Genomic DNA, 15,102 nt, shown 5'->3' with positions numbered 1-15,102 from the left:
CTCGGCACAGCTGGCGGCACCCATGGGGTCGACGCCGTCGCCGCCGGCCACCAGCTAGATTGAAAGCGGGATTTTTACAGCCAGGGCAACGACCTGAAGCCACGTCACCAGACGCGGTTTCCCCAAAGACTGGTTGAACGTGCTATAGACCCGGAATAGCAAGGGAGGGGCAAACGCAAACGCCAGCATGCTCAGGTAGCGATGTACCTCATCTCGCATGAACTCGGGCACCTGCGCCCAGCGAAGCAGCCGACCCGGAAATAGCAGGGCGGCCATGCCCGCTACGGTGATAAAGCCGCACAGGTAGAGGCTTTGCCGCAACGAGCGTCCGCCCAGCATCTCGGCCCAGATAGGGAGCAAGGCCTGCACAATGCCCATCAGCCCGACATAGACGCTGACGTAAAGGGCTGAACCCACGGACAGCGCTGCCAGTGCAGCGTTGCTATAACGCCCTGCAATCAGGGTTTCGGCGACTCCGAACGCCTTGACGGCCAGCTGGCCCACCAGAATGGTGCCCGCATGGTGGCTGATGACTTTGAGTTCACGTCATGGACGTCGCGGGGCGGTCGCCGTCTTGGCCTGGCTGTCAATACTCACCCGTTTGAACACCCGCACATTTTCATTGTTGTCTGTGGGCCTGCGCACGGTGGCCTGAAAAGCCCAATCCGGCAAATTTACGGTACTGCTGAGGCTTGACTGGGCATTGACATCAACGATCAGGTAAGGGCAACTGGCCTGCACGGTGGCCTGGCGCAGTTCGAGCTGGCCGTGGTATTGCAGGGCTGCAGCCTGGGCGCTATCCACACCGTAGATTTCGACACAGGCATTTTTATCAACCAGGCTCGCAATCTGGCGCGACAAGGGCGCCAAGCTGCGCGCATAGTCGAGCAAGGGTAGCCAGAGCGTCATCAGCAGCAACCAGCACAGCGTGGCGCCGCCAGCGGGCAGAACCAGCGATTTCCAGATGGCTGCGCGCTGTGCGCCGGCCCGCCATTTAACGAGCCAGGTCCACGCCAGGGTGGCTGCCACTGCCACCAAAAAGGTGAGCCACGAAAAGCTGGGTTCAAAGCCAGGCGCCAGCCTGGCGACATTGGCTGCGGGTTGACGGGGCACACCGGTTTGCATGGCAATCCAGACGACCCAGATGATGATGGCGCAGCCGGTGAAAAAGAGCAGGGTGAACCAGTCAATCAGCGAGGCCACGCTGCGCTTGAGCGTTGGCAGGGCAAATGCGGCCAGCGCGGCCAGTGGCGGCAGGCTCAGCAGCAGGCTGCGGTCAGACGCTGTGGTGGTCAGCGTGGCTCCAACGGCTATTCCTACAAACCAGAGCGGCAGGGCCACGTGACGGCTCGCCAGTTGCCTGCGCCAGCGCCAGAGCGTCCATAGGGCAAGGGGCCACGCCGGCCAGGTAAACCACAGCAGCAAGCGCCCCAGGCTACGCCATTCGTTCCAGGACGACTGACCGTCGGCACCCGGCAACTGAATTCGCCAGCGCCACAAGTTCAGGCCATAGGCGAGCGATGAGACCAGCAGCGTGACGCCAGCGATAAGCAACACCCACTGCCAGGATTGCTGTTTGCTGGCAGCATCGGCCCGGTTGTTTCCCCAACGCATATGGGTCCATTCCACGACCGCTCCGCCCACGCCCAGCAACAGAGCCAGTGTGGGCGCGCCACTCAGGGCGAGCCCTGCGAGGCCGGCCAACAAACCCAGCGCAGGGCCTACAATTTGGGTCGCTCGGCGGTACGGGCTGGCCGCCATGGCGTAGAACACCAGGGCCGTAAAGCCCAACTGTGCCAGCGCAGGAGTGGTTTCATGAGACAGCTGCGCCAGGCCCAGGCTGGCAATGAGCGCCAGCAAACCGGCATCGGCAATCGCCCGGGCGTAGTCCACCGGGCTGGCTTCTCCACCAAACGCAAAGGCCACGGGCTGGGCTTGCGGGCTGCGGGCCAGGTAATAAACGGCGTACCAGGTGGTGAGCAGTGTCAGCGCCAGGAGCAGGACAAACGGAATGCGCACGGCAAAGGCGGGGTCCAAAAAAGGCAGGCATTTGATGGCGATGGCACCCAGCCAATAGGGCACGAGTGCTTCAAATCCGTTGGCCTGACCCAGCAGCTGAGGCTGTAGCCAATTGGCAGCGGAGGAGGTCAGCTCGCGCATGACGCCAAATGCCGCGATGTCTTCGTTTTTCCAGGGCCCACGCCCCAGGAAGCCCGGCAAGATATAGGCTAGGCAAAATAGCAGCAGCGCAAACCGCGGCAGGCGGCGGACGGCAGACTGGGCAATGATGGCGGGAGAAGGTTTGTTCAAAATGGCTTGATGATCAGGAAAGAGGCTGCGTCTGATGGGAAGCTGAATGGCGACTCCTGCTTCAGTCTGTAGCAGTTTTAGTCGAAAAAAAAGCAGCCTGAAATTCAGGCTGCTTTTTGCAGGCTGGCAAAAGCGTTTTTTGCAGCTTACTTGGCAGCTTCGACTTCGGGAGCTGATTCGGGTGCTGCTTCTTTTGCGGCGGTTTTGCCAAAGCGGTTGCGGAATCTCTCGACACGGCCACCCATGTTGTCCACGGATTTTTGCGTACCGGTGTAGAAGGGGTGCGATTCGCTGGACGTATCGAGCTTGTACAGGGGTAGCTCGCGGCCATCGTCCATTTTTACCATTTCTTTGGTGTTCACGCAGGAGCGGGTCACAAACTTGAAGTTGTTGGACAGGTCAACGAAGCAAACTTCGCGGTAGTTGGGGTGAATGCCTTCTTTCATAATCTTTCCTTTTTCATCGTTTCGGTAGCCACCCAGACCAGTTCCAGGCACTTTCCGTGAAGCTTTCAATTATCACATGGAAGTGGCTCCCCACGCTTGCCACTTCCATGTACTGCGCTGCCCCCCAGGGGGAGCCATGTTTTTCTTGGGGCGGCCTGGCGAAAAACGCCTTCGGCTTTAGTCATGCTCGCCATGACCCAGGGGCTTTTCTTCGGAGAAGGGGGCTGGATTAACCCCCCCGGCGCATCATGTCGAAAAATTCGTGGTTATTTTTGGTCGCCTTCATGTTTTTCAGCATGAGTTCCATGGACTCGATTTCGTCCATGTTGTACATGAACTGACGCAAGATACGCGATTTTTGAAGGATTTCTGGAGCCAGAAGGAGTTCTTCCTTGCGGGTGCCACTGCGGTTGAGGTGGATGGCCGGGAACACGCGTTTTTCGTACAGACGACGGTCCAGGTGAATTTCGCAGTTGCCGGTACCCTTGAACTCCTCAAAGATCACCTCGTCCATGCGGCTGCCGGTATCGACCAGCGCGGTGCCGATGATGGTCAGGCTGCCACCTTCTTCGATGTTGCGGGCTGCGCCGAAAAAGCGCTTGGGACGCTGCAACGCGTTGGCATCCACGCCACCGGTCAGCACCTTGCCCGAGGAGGGCAGCACGTTGTTGTAGGCGCGCGCCAGGCGGGTGATGGAGTCCAGCAAAATGACGACATCCTTCCCGAGTTCGACCAGGCGCTTGGCGCGCTCAATCACCATTTCGGCCACATGCACGTGACGTGCGGCAGGCTCGTCAAACGTCGATGAAATCACCTCGCCGCGCACGCTACGCTGCATCTCGGTGACCTCTTCAGGGCGCTCGTCCACCAGCAGCACCATCATGACCACTTCGGGGTAGTTGGCGGTGATGGCGTGGGCGATGTTCTGCATCATCACGGTCTTGCCGGATTTGGGCGGTGCCACCAGCAGGGCGCGCTGGCCTTTGCCGATGGGCGCAACGATGTCGATGATGCGGCTGGTGAGGTTCTCTTCACCCTTGATGTCGCGCTCAAGCTTGAACTGCTCCCTGGGAAACAGTGGCGTCAAGTTCTCGAACATGACCTTGTGCTTGTTGTCTTCGGGGGGGCCGTCGTTGATTTTGTCGAGCTTGTTCAGTGCAAAGTAGCGCTCGCCATCTTTGGGGGTGCGTACCTCACCTTCAATCATGTCACCCGTATGCAGATTGAAGCGGCGGATCTGGCTGGGGCTGATGTAGATGTCGTCGGTGCTGGCGGTGTAGCTGGAATCGGGCGCACGCAGAAAACCAAAACCGTCTGGCAGCACTTCCAGCACGCCGTCGGCCACAATGGTTTCGCCTGTTTTTGCCCGCTTTTTGATAATGGCAAACATCAGCTCCTGCTTGCGCATACGGCCAACGTTTTCGATCTCAAGAGCTTCGGCCTGCTTGAGGACTTCAGACACGTGCAGTGCCTTGAGTTCGTTTAAGTGCATGGAATTACTCCTTGCGGAGTTCATTTAAAAAAAACGGGGGGAGGTTTGAAAAGAAGCCGCAGAGAAGGAAGGCTTACAAACCGGGAACTCGAACCAGCCGACAACAGTCAGCTGGCGAATAAGGCTCATTATGACAGGAAATTCAGGGGAGAAATCAGGGAGCATTTTGATGCGCGCCCGGCAGGTGCCCGGGGCGCGGGCTCAACGAAGCGGAGGCTTGCTCTGGAAAGGAAACCGCAGGGGCCTTGTTTGCTTTCCAGTGCAAAAGCGTTCAGGCCAGTTGCTGGTCGATAAACGCGGTCAACTGCGCCTTGCTCATGGCGCCCACTTTGGTGGCAGCCATCTGGCCATCCTTGAACAGCATCAGGGTGGGAATACCGCGAATGCCGAATTTGGCAGGAATCTCGCGGTTTTCGTCCACATTCATTTTTGCAATTTGCAGCTTGCCCGCATAGCTGGTAGCCACTTCTTCGAGAAGGGGGGCGATCATTTTGCAGGGACCGCACCACTCAGCCCAGTAATCCACCAGCACAGGTTGTGATGATTTCAGCACATCGGCTTCAAAAGTGGCATCGGTGGTATGTTTGATCAGTTCGCTCGCCATGACGGCTCCTTGGGTCTAATTACGATGGTTACGCTACGGGACAGGGCTAAAGTCGTTGTCATTGTGGCAGAAAGCAAGTGACGGTGTCGGTTGAGCAGCGGCTATCGTCCTGATAGTTAGCCTCCGAGTCCGTGTGCCACCCCCCTTTTGTTACCCTTTGCAGAACCTCCTCCATGCCGCTTCCCGACACCGCTGACACTGCGGCAACCCTTTCCACCCCTTGCTGGCAGCAGGCCGTGGGCAAATTGGCCAATGCCCTGAAGGCGCAGGGCATACACCCAGCCGAGGCCGTGGTGCTGCTGCCCTATGCCCAACTGATCCAGCAGGCGCGCCATGCCTGGGCCGCACAAGCAGGCGGCACGTTTTTTGTTCCGCGTTTTGAAACCACCATGAACTGGGCCAGCAGCCTGGGCGGTACGCTGGGGCTGTTTACGCCTTCGGGTGACGATTTGCGTATGGATGTGGCTGTGGACATGCTGACGGCCGCTTCGCTGCTGGTGCGGGCGGGCCTGGCGAGTCAGCAGGACGCTCTGGCCGGGCGACTGGTCGAGGCGGCGTGGAGCCTGGGCCGGGTGGCTGCGGCGGTGTTGCCCGCCGCGCGTCAGGCCTGGAGCGAGCACCTGGCGGTCTCGCTGGGCGTGGGCCTGGATTCGCCCGTCCTTGCGCTGGAGGCCGCAGTGGCGCGCATTGCGCTCGCCTGGGCAGCGGCCTCCGCCTATCCTTCTGACCGTCTTTTTCAGGCTCGAGCACCGCTGTTTGCCGTGCTGGAAGGCTTTCAGGCCGAGCCGCTGACCGAGGCGCTCAAGCTGCATTTTGGCGAGCGGTCGATCTCCATTCCCCTTTACACGTCGTCGCCAGCGGAGTTGCCATTACCGGTGTTTCCCTCGCTGCACGCCGCGCTGGACGCAGAAGACGAGGCCGAGCAGGCCGCCGCCTGCGTGCTGGCGCATTTGGCGCAAGGGCGCAGTCCCGTCGCGCTGATTGCGCAAGACCGGCTGCTCACGCGCCGCGTCGGCGCCATGCTGGCGGAGCGCGGCATTGCCATGCGCGATGAAACCGGCTGGAAGCTGTCCACCACACGCGCTGCGGCCAGCCTGATGAGTTTGCTGCGCGCCATGTCGTGGGACGCATCAACCGACGCCGTGCTGGATTGGCTGAAAAACGCACCCGCGTTTGTTGCTGGCGCAGTGACTGCGGCTGAAACCGAACTGCGCAAAGCCGGTGTGCGCGCATGGCGCGAACTGCCCAGTACGCCGCTGCCTGCCTTCGCGGCCGCCCAGCCACTGGCGGTGCCAGTGAACGCCCTGCGCGAGACACTCAGCCGCGCCCGTTCCCTGACCGAGTGGCTGCGCCATCTACGCGCTGCCTTGCAGTCAGCCGGGCAGTGGGAGGCGCTGGCTCTCGATGAGGCCGGCCAGGCGGTGCTGGACGTGCTGCGCCTACACGAAGGCGCCGAGGTGGAGTTTGAGACTTCTCCCATCATGAAGCTCAACGACTTCACGAGCTGGGTCAACCAGACCCTGGAGGGCGGCAAATTCTCACCCGGGCATCCCCCGGCAGAGCAGGTGGTAATTTTGCCGCTGCAGCAATTGCTGGGGCGGCCCATGCAGGCCGTCGTGCTGCCCGGTTGCGACGAAATCCGCCTGCCGGTGTCGCCCGAGCCTGCGGCCCCCTGGACGCCCAGCCAGCGCGAGCTGCTCGGCCTGCCTTCGCGCGAAACGCTCGCCAGCGCAGCCCGCCAGGCTTGGCACTATGCCCTGCAGCTGCCGCATGTCGATCTGCTGTGGCGCACCAGCGAGGCCGGCGAGCACCTGATGCCCAGTGGTTTTGTGCAGGAGCTGCTGCTGGCAAATGATCTCCCCTTGGCACCCGACCCCCGCAGCTGGCGCGCCGTGGCCGTCCAGCCCACGCCGCATCCCTTGCCCACCGGCGAGGCTTTGCCGGTAACCAAGCTGTCGGCCAGTGCCTATGAAGATTTGCGTCGCTGCCCCTACCGCTTTTTTGCGCTGCGCCAGCTCAAGCTGCAAGAGCCCGAAGAGCTGGAGAGCGAACTCGGCAAGCGCGATTTTGGCAATTGGCTGCACAGCCTGTTGAGCCACTTTCATGAGGCACTAAAAGAGGCTCCTGCGCCCGATCTGTCTGCGCGGGTAGCTATGATTAATATAGCGGCAGAGGAAGCCACGAAAGAGCTTGGCTTGAGCGACAGCGACAGCGAGTTTCTGCCGTTCGCCGCCGCTTGGGCCGCTGTGCGCGACGGCTATCTGGCGTGGCTAGCCGGTCACGAAGCCACAGGCGCCCGTTTTGACGCATCAGAAACCTGGCGCGAAATGCCCTTGGGCGAACTGACGCTGGTGGGCAAGCTGGACCGTATTGATCGCGATGCCAATGGTCACACGCTGCTGATCGACTACAAAACCGAGCCGCGCGCCACCACGGCAGAGCGCATCAAGGGCGGGCAGGAAGACACCCAGCTGGCGTTTTACGCCGCCCTGATGGCCGACGACACGCTGGCCGCGGCTTATGTCAATCTGGGCGAAAAGGAGCCCACCCGCACTTACGGGCAGCCCGACATCGTGGAGCTGCGCGATGAGTTGATCGACAGCATCCTCAGCGACATGGCGCGTATTGCGCAGGGCGCCGCGCTGCCCGCGCTGGGCGAAGGCAAGGCCTGCGACTATTGCGCGGCACGCGGCCTGTGCCGTAAAGACTTTTGGAAAGCATGATGCCCCCACGTTCGTTCACTTCGTGTAACTCTCTGCCCCCCGAGGGGGCTGGCCTTGCTTGGGGCGGCCCGGCGCTGCGGCCTTTGGCCCGCGCGCTTCACACTGCAAGCAAGCGCCACGATGACGGAGACCTGACATGAACGCCGCCTACGAGTGCAATGGCGAGCCGGTTTCCGCCGACGCGTTTTATGCCATCGCCTGTGACCCGCGGCGCAGCGTGGCGGTTGAAGCCTGCGCTGGCGCGGGAAAAACCTGGATGCTGGTGTCGCGCATCGTGCGCGCCTTGCTTGACGGCGCGGATGCCAACTCAGACGCCCAGGTCCGCCCGCACGAAATCCTGGCCATCACCTTCACCAAAAAAGCCGCTGGTGAAATGCGTGAGCGGCTTGATGAATGGCTCAAGGCCTTTGCCCACGCCGACGATGCGACGCTGCAGCGCGAACTGGTACTGCGCGGCCTTACAAGCCAAATCGGCCCCAATGCCAGGCAGGACGTGCGTGAGCAGCTATCAAATTTATACCGATCCATGCTGGTCAGCGGTCGTTCGGTGCAGATTCGCACCTTTCACAGCTGGTTTGCCGCCTTGCTGCGCAGCGCGCCCGTGGCCGTGTTGCAAAGGCTGGGCCTGCCGGTCAATTACGAGCTGCTGGAAGACGATGCCCCGGCCCGGGTGCTGGTGTGGCGGCGGTTTTACGCGGCGGTGGTGGCCGATGCGCTGCTGAAGGCCGACTTTGAAGCCGTGGTGCGGATCCATGGGCGCTTCCAGACCGACAAGGCCCTGCAAACCGCGCTGGACAAGCGAACCGAATTCACGCTGGCTGACGAAAAAGGCATGGTCGAGGCTTCGGTGCAGCCCTTTGGCGTGCAGTTCCCCGAGTTTGCAGGTCTGAACGCGCCCGAGGATTGCCTCACCGCCATCCCTGCCAACCACCAGCTGCTGCTGGACGCCGCCAAAGCCCTGGGCCGCGCCAGTGCGCCAACGTTCTCGGCCAAAGGCGTGGAGCTGGAGCAGGCTCTGACGGCGCAGGATATGCCCGCAGTGTTCATTGCGCTGCTGACCGAAAAAGGCACGCCGCGCAGATTCGGCGAAAAGATCGTCGGCATTGAGCGCGTGCGACAAGCGCAGGACCTGGTGCTGCGCGTGGTGGCGGCCAGCCAGCAGCATGAAGCTTGGGGTTACCAGCAGCGCATGGCCCGCCTGACGCGCGCGCTGATTGCGCAGTTCACGCAACTCAAGCGCGAGCATGGCTGGGTTGACATGAACGACGTCGAGCGGGCCGCCCTGGTCATGTTGAGTGACCCGGTGTTGTCGGGTTGGGTGCAGGAGCGGCTGGACGCGCGCATCAAGCATTTGATGATTGACGAGTTTCAGGACACCAACCCGCTGCAGTGGCAGGCGCTCTCATCCTGGCTGACAGGTTATTCCGGGGCTGGCTCGGCGCCCAGCGTGTTCCTGGTGGGCGACCCCAAGCAAAGCATTTACCGCTTTCGGCGCGCCGAGCCGCAGGTGTTTCGCGCTGCGCAGGCCTTTGTGGTGCAAGGCCTGGGTGGCGACTTGCTCAGTTGCGACCACACCCGTCGCAACGCCCTGGCCGTGATTGACACTGTCAACGCCGCCATGGGCAAGGCACGCGAGCTTGACGGCTACGACGGCTTTCGCGAGCACACCACGGACTCAAAAAGGGTGGGCGAAACCGGCCGTTTACCGCCCATACCGCGCGCCAAAGACGCTGACGATTCTCCGCTCAGCGCCGGCTGGCGCGACAGCCTCACCACGCCACGCGAGCTGCCCGAAGAAACCCTGCGCACGCTTGAAGCGCGGCAGGCCGCCGCATGGATCTTTGATCAACTCGCTGGCGGCCTCAAGCCGCAAGAGGTGATGGTGCTGTCGCGCAAACGGGCGGGTTTGCTGCCCCTGCAGGACGAGTTGCGGGCGCTGCACATTCCGGCGCAGATTGGCGAAAAAACCGACCTGATCGACTGCTGCGAAGTGCTGGACGTGGTGGCGCTGCTGGATGTGCTGGTGTCTCCGCAGCACGACTTGTCACTGGCGCGCGCGCTGCGCTCGCCGCTGTTTGGCCTGGCCGATTCCAGCCTGGTGCATCTCGCGCTGCTGCAACGCGAGTTGCGAGCGCCGTGGTACGTACTGCTACAAAAAACAGAGCTGCTTGCGCCCGATTTGCAGGGGCTGGGCGCTATTTTTGCCCGATGGAAGGGCTGGCTGGACCGTTTGCCACCGCACGACGCCTTGCAAGGCATTTATGACGACGGCGATGTGCTGGCCCGCTTTGTGGCCGCCGCGCCCGCAGCCCAGCGCAACACCGTGCTGGCCAACCTGCGCGCGTTGCTGGGTGTGTCGCTGGCGCTCGATGGTGGGCGCTACGCCACGCCCTATGGCTTTGTCCGCGCGCTCAAGGCGGGTGGCACACTGGCGCCCGCTAGCGTCAGCACGGGCGCCGTTCGCCTGCTGACCATTCACGGCGCCAAAGGACTGGAGGCCGAGGCCGTGCTGCTGCTGGACACCGACACGGTAGAGCGCAATGCCGACAGCATGAGCGTGCTGGTGGACTGGCCCGGCGAGGCCACTGAACCCCAAAAATTTGTGTTCCTGGTCAGCGAAGGCCGCCCCCCGGCCTGTGCCGAAGAGGCGCTGGCCAGCGAGCAGGCCGCACGCAAGCGCGAAGAGCTCAATGCGCTGTATGTGGCCTTGACGCGGGCCCGCCATACCCTGGTGATCTCATCGATTGAACCCCACCGCGTAACCACCGACAGCTGGTGGCAGCGCTTGCAGGGCCTGGTGGATGAATTGGCGGTGCCGGTGGCAAAAGAGGCCGCCTTGGCGGGTTCGGCCGCCCGGGACACCAGCGTCTTCAACCTGCCTGAACTGCCCCGGCTGCCTGAAATGATGGCGGCCAAACCGTCAGTCGAAGCGCGTGAAGACGAGGATTCCATCATCGCCCGCATCGGCAAGGCCATGCACCGCCTGCTGGAGTGGGGCGGCGCGGTGTCTCCTCAGCAGGTGACGGCCGTGGCACGCGAGTTTCGCCTCAGCCCGGCGCAAGCCGCAGAGGCGGCCGCCCTCGCGCAGCGCATTTTCGCCGGGGAAGGCGCTTGGGCTTGGCGCCAGGATGCAGTGGCCTGGCATGGCAACGAGGTGGATCTGGTCTACCAGGGTCAGCCACTGCGGCTGGACCGCCTGGTGCAGCGCAAAGACGCATGTTACGAAAGCCAGTGGTGGGTGCTTGACTACAAATCGGCGATCACACCGCAGCAGCAGCCTGCGCTGGTCGCTCAGCTGCAAGCTTACCGGGCGGCGGTGCAGTTGATTTACCCCGACGCCACGGTGAAAGCCGCTTTTCTGACTGGGCAGGGGACGGTGGTGGAGCTTGCCTGAGCGCGCCCGGTGGTCAACAGCGGGTTGGCGCCAACCATGCAACTGCAATAATCAAGGTCTCCCGCAAACCGGCTTGGGGTCTACCTGATATACAGATTCCAAGCCTTTTTGGATTGCAGCCCCCTATTTACGGGCTCAAGCAGCTATCAAATAAAGAGCAATCTTTGCCGGGGAAGAAGTTCCGGCAAGCACTTGACCTCCAGTTTCGACCTCAAATTGCCACCCTGTGCAGACGGATTTCTCCTTGAACCACTCAACACCTCTTGCCAACCAGATTCATCCGCTGCGCGTCGCCGTCATCGGCGGCGGCCCCGCAGGCCTGATGGCGGCTGAAGTGCTGGCCAGTGCCGGCCCGGCTCTTTCTGTGCAGGTTTACGACGCAATGCCTTCGGTAGGCCGCAAATTTTTGCTGGCGGGCAAGGGCGGACTGAACCTCACCCATTCCGAGGCGCCGGATGCGTTTATGAGCCGCTATGGCGAGCGCAGCGCGCAGATGCAGCCGCTGATCGCCGCGTTCGGCCCCAGCGAGCTTCGTGCCTGGGCTGGAGCCTTGGGCGTGGAGACCTTTATCGGCAGCTCGGGCCGGGTGTTTCCAAAGGACATGAAAGCCGCGCCGCTGCTGCGCGCCTGGCTGCATCGCCTGCGCAACGCCGGTGTGCAGTTTTCCATGCGCCATCGCTGGCTGGGCTGGGCCGATGATGGCGCGCTGAAATTTTCAACCCCCGCTGGCGAAGTGCAGGCGCAGGCCGACGCCGTGGTGCTGGCGCTGGGCGGTGGCAGCTGGGCGCGCTTGGGGTCCGACGGCGCGTGGGTGCCGCTGCTGGCAGCGCGCGGCGTTGCCTTCGCGCCTTTGCAGCCCTCCAACTGCGGTTTTGACGTGGCGCCGCGGCCTGCCAGCGAAGCCCGGCAAGCTGCGGACGCCGCAGAGCAGGGAGAAACGCGCCGCGAGTTTTTAAAAGAGCTCATCGGCCAGGGCAAGCCACCGCAAGCGGGCTGGACAGAGCACTTTGCCAGCCGCTTCGCCGGTCAGCCCTTCAAGTCGGTCGCCATCCACTTCACCGACTCCCAAGGCCGCACCTTCAGCCGCAAAGGCGAGTTCGTCGCCACTGCCACCGGCGTGGAAGGCAGCCTGATCTACGCCGTCTCCAGCCTGCTGCGCGACGAGATTGCGGCCCACGGCAGCGCCACCTTTCTGCTCGACTTGCTGCCCGACAAGTCGCCCGAGCAGGTACTGGTCGAGGTGCGTCACCCGCGTGGCTCGCGTTCGCTCTCCAGCCACCTCAAAAGCCGCTTGAACCTCGACGGCATCAAGGCCGCCATGCTGTATGAACTGCTGGACAAAGAGGCCATTGCCGACCCCGTCCAACTCGCCGCAGGCATCAAGGCATTGCCCGTGCGCGTGCTGGCCGCCAGGCCGATTGACGAAGCCATCAGCAGCGCGGGTGGCGTGATGTTTGAGGGGATGGATGCACAACTGCGAGTCAAAATGCCGGAGGGCGCTGGTCAGCCGGTGTTTTGCGCCGGTGAAATGCTCGACTGGGAAGCGCCCACGGGCGGCTACCTGCTCACCGCCTGTTTTGCCAGCGGACGCGCCGCCGGACAGGGTGTTCTAAGTCATTTTGGCCTATAGCCCAATAAAGATGGGCGCAAGCAGCTATTAATTTGGTAGCGGTTTAATTTTCAATTCCAGCTTCACGCCAGCATTTACGAAAAAGGGCTTGTCATGATCGTGCGTTTCCACATTGACCCCATTGAACAAGATCAGTACGAATACCGTGTCAGCTACGAAGGCGAAGAGCTTTACGGCGACGCGGGCTTGAGCAGCATTGAAGAATGCATCGTGGCCGCCACCGAGGGTTTGGGCAATGACGCGGTGGCTGCCGAAGTGGCCTACAAAGGTGTGATCAGCGGCACTTATGCGCTGGCATCGTTGGCTTTGGTTTCTGCGCAAATTGCCGATCATGCGCTGCAGACGACGACAGCTATTGAAGAGGCCCGCCAGTAATGGGGTGTTGCATCCGTTACGTGAGACCTACGCGACGCTGACAAATAAATTAGTTGACGAGCCTTGACCCCGGCACTGGCTCCGCGGTTATCCCAGTATCACTGGCCAGCATTGAAGAGGTGCAGAAGTACGCCACGCAGTGGATGTGGTCCTACAATCACGACCGCTCCAACATGGCATCGCGGGTTTACTCCAAAGCAGTGAATGGCCATGGCTGCGTAACCCTACTTCTGGCTCCCATGCAAAAAGGGCGGATTACCCAATACCGAAGAATTAAATAATCAGGAAAATAAAGTATGAATTCTCAAATAGGATTAATTGGCGTTGGAGTAATGGGAGAAAATCTTGTCCTCAATATGGAAAAAAAAGGATTTTCCGTTTCCGTTTTTGATATCTCAAAAGAAAAAGTTGAAAAATTTGTTACTGGAAGAGGGAAAGGAAAAAATATTCAAGGATGTTATTCAATTCAAGAACTGATTGACTCCTTAGAGTTGCCAAGAAAAATTATGCTGATGGTCCCAGCGGGAAAACCAGTTGATGAAATTATTGAAACATTGATTCCTTTTCTTGAGAATGGAGGTATTATTATTGATGGTGGGAATTCTCATTTCTCAGATACAACACGCAGAACAAAAATGCTTGAAAGCAAGAATTTGTTGTATGTAGGTACCGGAGTTTCCGGTGGTGAAGAAGGAGCTTTGCTTGGACCTTCAATAATGCCTGGCGGTTCTAAAGCAGCATGGGAAAGTGTAAAACCGATCTTCCAGGCAATTGCTGCAAAAGTTGATGATGGTGTTCCATGTTGTGATTGGATTGGAGAAGAAGGAGCTGGGCATTTCGTAAAAATGGTTCATAACGGAATTGAATACAGCGACATGCAGCTTATTTGTGAAGTGTATGATGTCATGAGAAACTTATTAGGAATGACTTCTGCTGAAATGTACGATGTGTTTAAGGAATGGAGCGAAGGTGAACTGAAAAGTTATTTAATTGAAATCACAAGAGACATTCTTGCGGTTAAAGATGAAGACGGTCTTCCGTTGCTTGATAAAATATTAGACAAAGCAGGGCAAAAGGGAACAGGCAAGTGGACGGTAATTACGTCACTTGATGTTGCTGTTCCACTCACACTTATAACTGAATCGGTCTTTGCCCGTGTGCTCTCCTCAATGAAAGAGGAGAGAGTTTTAGCTTCAAAAATATTAACTGGCCCAAAACCATATTTTTCCGATGATAGAAAAATTTTCATCAATGAACTTGGAAGAGCCTTATATGCGGCAAAAATTATTTCCTATACGCAAGGTTATCAATTAATGCGTGCTGCGGCAAAAGAATTTGGTTGGAATCTAAACTACGGTGGTATAGCGTTAATGTGGCGCGGCGGATGTATCATTCGGTCTGTTTTTCTTGGAAAAATAAAAGAGGCCTTTGATCAGAATCCTGATCTTGTAAATCTCTTACTTGATCCATTTTTCAGGGAAAAAATTTCCAGCTCGCAACAATCATTAAGAAATGTACTTGCCGAAGCAATAAAGAATGGAATCCCTACGCCCGCTTTGTCCTCTGCATTAGCTTATTATGATGGGTACAGAAGCGAAAACCTCCCGGCAAATCTTTTGCAGGCACAGAGAGATTTTTTCGGCGCGCATCAGTATGAGAGAGTTGACAAACCGCGTGGAGAATATTTCCATACAAATTGGACAGGCAGAGGCGGCGAAACAACCTCAACAGTATATTCAGCATAATTGTTTTTCAAATTAAATAACGAGGTCAAAGCGGAATAGACCACGCATCTTGGCGTCCGGTGGTTGAAAGAAACGCCTGTATGGTCCGATGACTCGATCGAGCCAAACAACCAGTGGTTGGGTGGCTGCTTTGGAAGAGATTTTCAAACATCAGCTTGATGGCCGATTCCCGTAGATCGCGCCACTAATTTCACTGGCCGGTTTCGCTGCTTTGCCGTCGTTCAAGAGGACTCCATGGACCGCTTTATTTCCCAGATCAAGCCATGCAGTGATGAGATTTTGGTCGAGCTTCGTATGGATAGCGGCTTTACTAGGGTCGGTTTTTTGATCGTCAGCGCCGTGAGAATGTCGGTCTGCTCTCCCGGGTTCGACAGTTAAGCGCG

Annotated in this window: 10 protein-coding genes and 1 pseudogene; 5 read left to right on the top strand and 6 right to left on the bottom strand. The window is 59.5% G+C overall.

The genetic code is table 11. The features are described from left to right. Window positions 1–54: 54 nt before the first annotated feature. The 5 genes from B3F77_RS07065 to trxA all read right to left on the bottom strand — a co-directional run bounded on the left by B3F77_RS07065 (window position 55) and on the right by trxA (window position 4,852). Window positions 55–504 (bottom strand): MATE family efflux transporter, encoded by a 450-nt coding sequence (locus B3F77_RS07065; protein ID WP_293604275.1) that lies wholly within the window; start codon window positions 502–504, stop codon window positions 55–57. Between the two features lie 42 nt (window positions 505–546). Further along, window positions 547–2,310, bottom strand: coding sequence for a hypothetical protein (locus B3F77_RS07060; protein ID WP_293604274.1), 1,764 nt, complete (start codon window positions 2,308–2,310; stop codon window positions 547–549). A gap of 146 nt (window positions 2,311–2,456) precedes the next feature. Beyond that, window positions 2,457–2,756, bottom strand: coding sequence for a type B 50S ribosomal protein L31 (locus tag B3F77_RS07055; protein WP_293604273.1), 300 nt, complete (start codon window positions 2,754–2,756; stop codon window positions 2,457–2,459). Between the two features lie 229 nt (window positions 2,757–2,985). Then, window positions 2,986–4,248: a transcription termination factor Rho gene (gene rho / locus B3F77_RS07050; RefSeq protein ID WP_293604272.1), complete on the bottom strand. Its 1,263-nt coding sequence runs from the start codon at window positions 4,246–4,248 to the stop codon at window positions 2,986–2,988. Window positions 4,249–4,519: 271 nt separating this feature from the next. After that, entirely contained in the window at window positions 4,520–4,852 is a 333-nt protein-coding gene (gene trxA, locus B3F77_RS07045; protein WP_293604271.1) for a thioredoxin TrxA, read from the bottom strand. Window positions 4,853–5,025: 173 nt separating this feature from the next. Here trxA and B3F77_RS07040 point away from each other — a divergent pair, with 173 nt between their 5' ends. The 5 genes from B3F77_RS07040 (at window position 5,026) to gnd (ending at window position 14,719) form a co-directional block, all read left to right on the top strand. Next, window positions 5,026–7,575 (top strand): PD-(D/E)XK nuclease family protein, encoded by a 2,550-nt coding sequence (locus B3F77_RS07040; protein WP_293604270.1) that lies wholly within the window; start codon window positions 5,026–5,028, stop codon window positions 7,573–7,575. A 136-nt stretch (window positions 7,576–7,711) separates the two neighbouring features. Continuing rightward, window positions 7,712–10,969: a UvrD-helicase domain-containing protein gene (locus B3F77_RS07035; RefSeq protein WP_293604269.1), complete on the top strand. Its 3,258-nt coding sequence runs from the start codon at window positions 7,712–7,714 to the stop codon at window positions 10,967–10,969. A gap of 244 nt (window positions 10,970–11,213) precedes the next feature. After that, complete coding sequence (locus tag B3F77_RS07030; RefSeq protein ID WP_293604268.1) at window positions 11,214–12,599, top strand: TIGR03862 family flavoprotein; 1,386 nt, start codon at window positions 11,214–11,216, stop codon at window positions 12,597–12,599. Window positions 12,600–12,692: 93 nt separating this feature from the next. Further along, window positions 12,693–12,974, top strand: a complete 282-nt coding sequence (locus tag B3F77_RS07025) for a hypothetical protein (protein ID WP_293604267.1) — start codon at window positions 12,693–12,695, stop codon at window positions 12,972–12,974. A gap of 296 nt (window positions 12,975–13,270) precedes the next feature. Further along, window positions 13,271–14,719, top strand: a complete 1,449-nt coding sequence (gene gnd / locus B3F77_RS07020) for a decarboxylating NADP(+)-dependent phosphogluconate dehydrogenase (RefSeq protein ID WP_293604266.1) — start codon at window positions 13,271–13,273, stop codon at window positions 14,717–14,719. Window positions 14,720–14,869: 150 nt separating this feature from the next. Here the strand turns inward: gnd and B3F77_RS07015 are convergent. Next, window positions 14,870–15,102, bottom strand: a pseudogene (locus B3F77_RS07015) (hypothetical protein); the annotation flags it as partial.

The sequence above is a fragment of the Polaromonas sp. UBA4122 genome (genome assembly GCA_002381615.1).
Lineage (GTDB): Bacteria > Pseudomonadota > Gammaproteobacteria > Burkholderiales > Burkholderiaceae_C > Polaromonas.
Note: the sequence above shows the minus strand (reverse complement) of the source record. Positions and strands in the feature narration are given on the sequence as shown.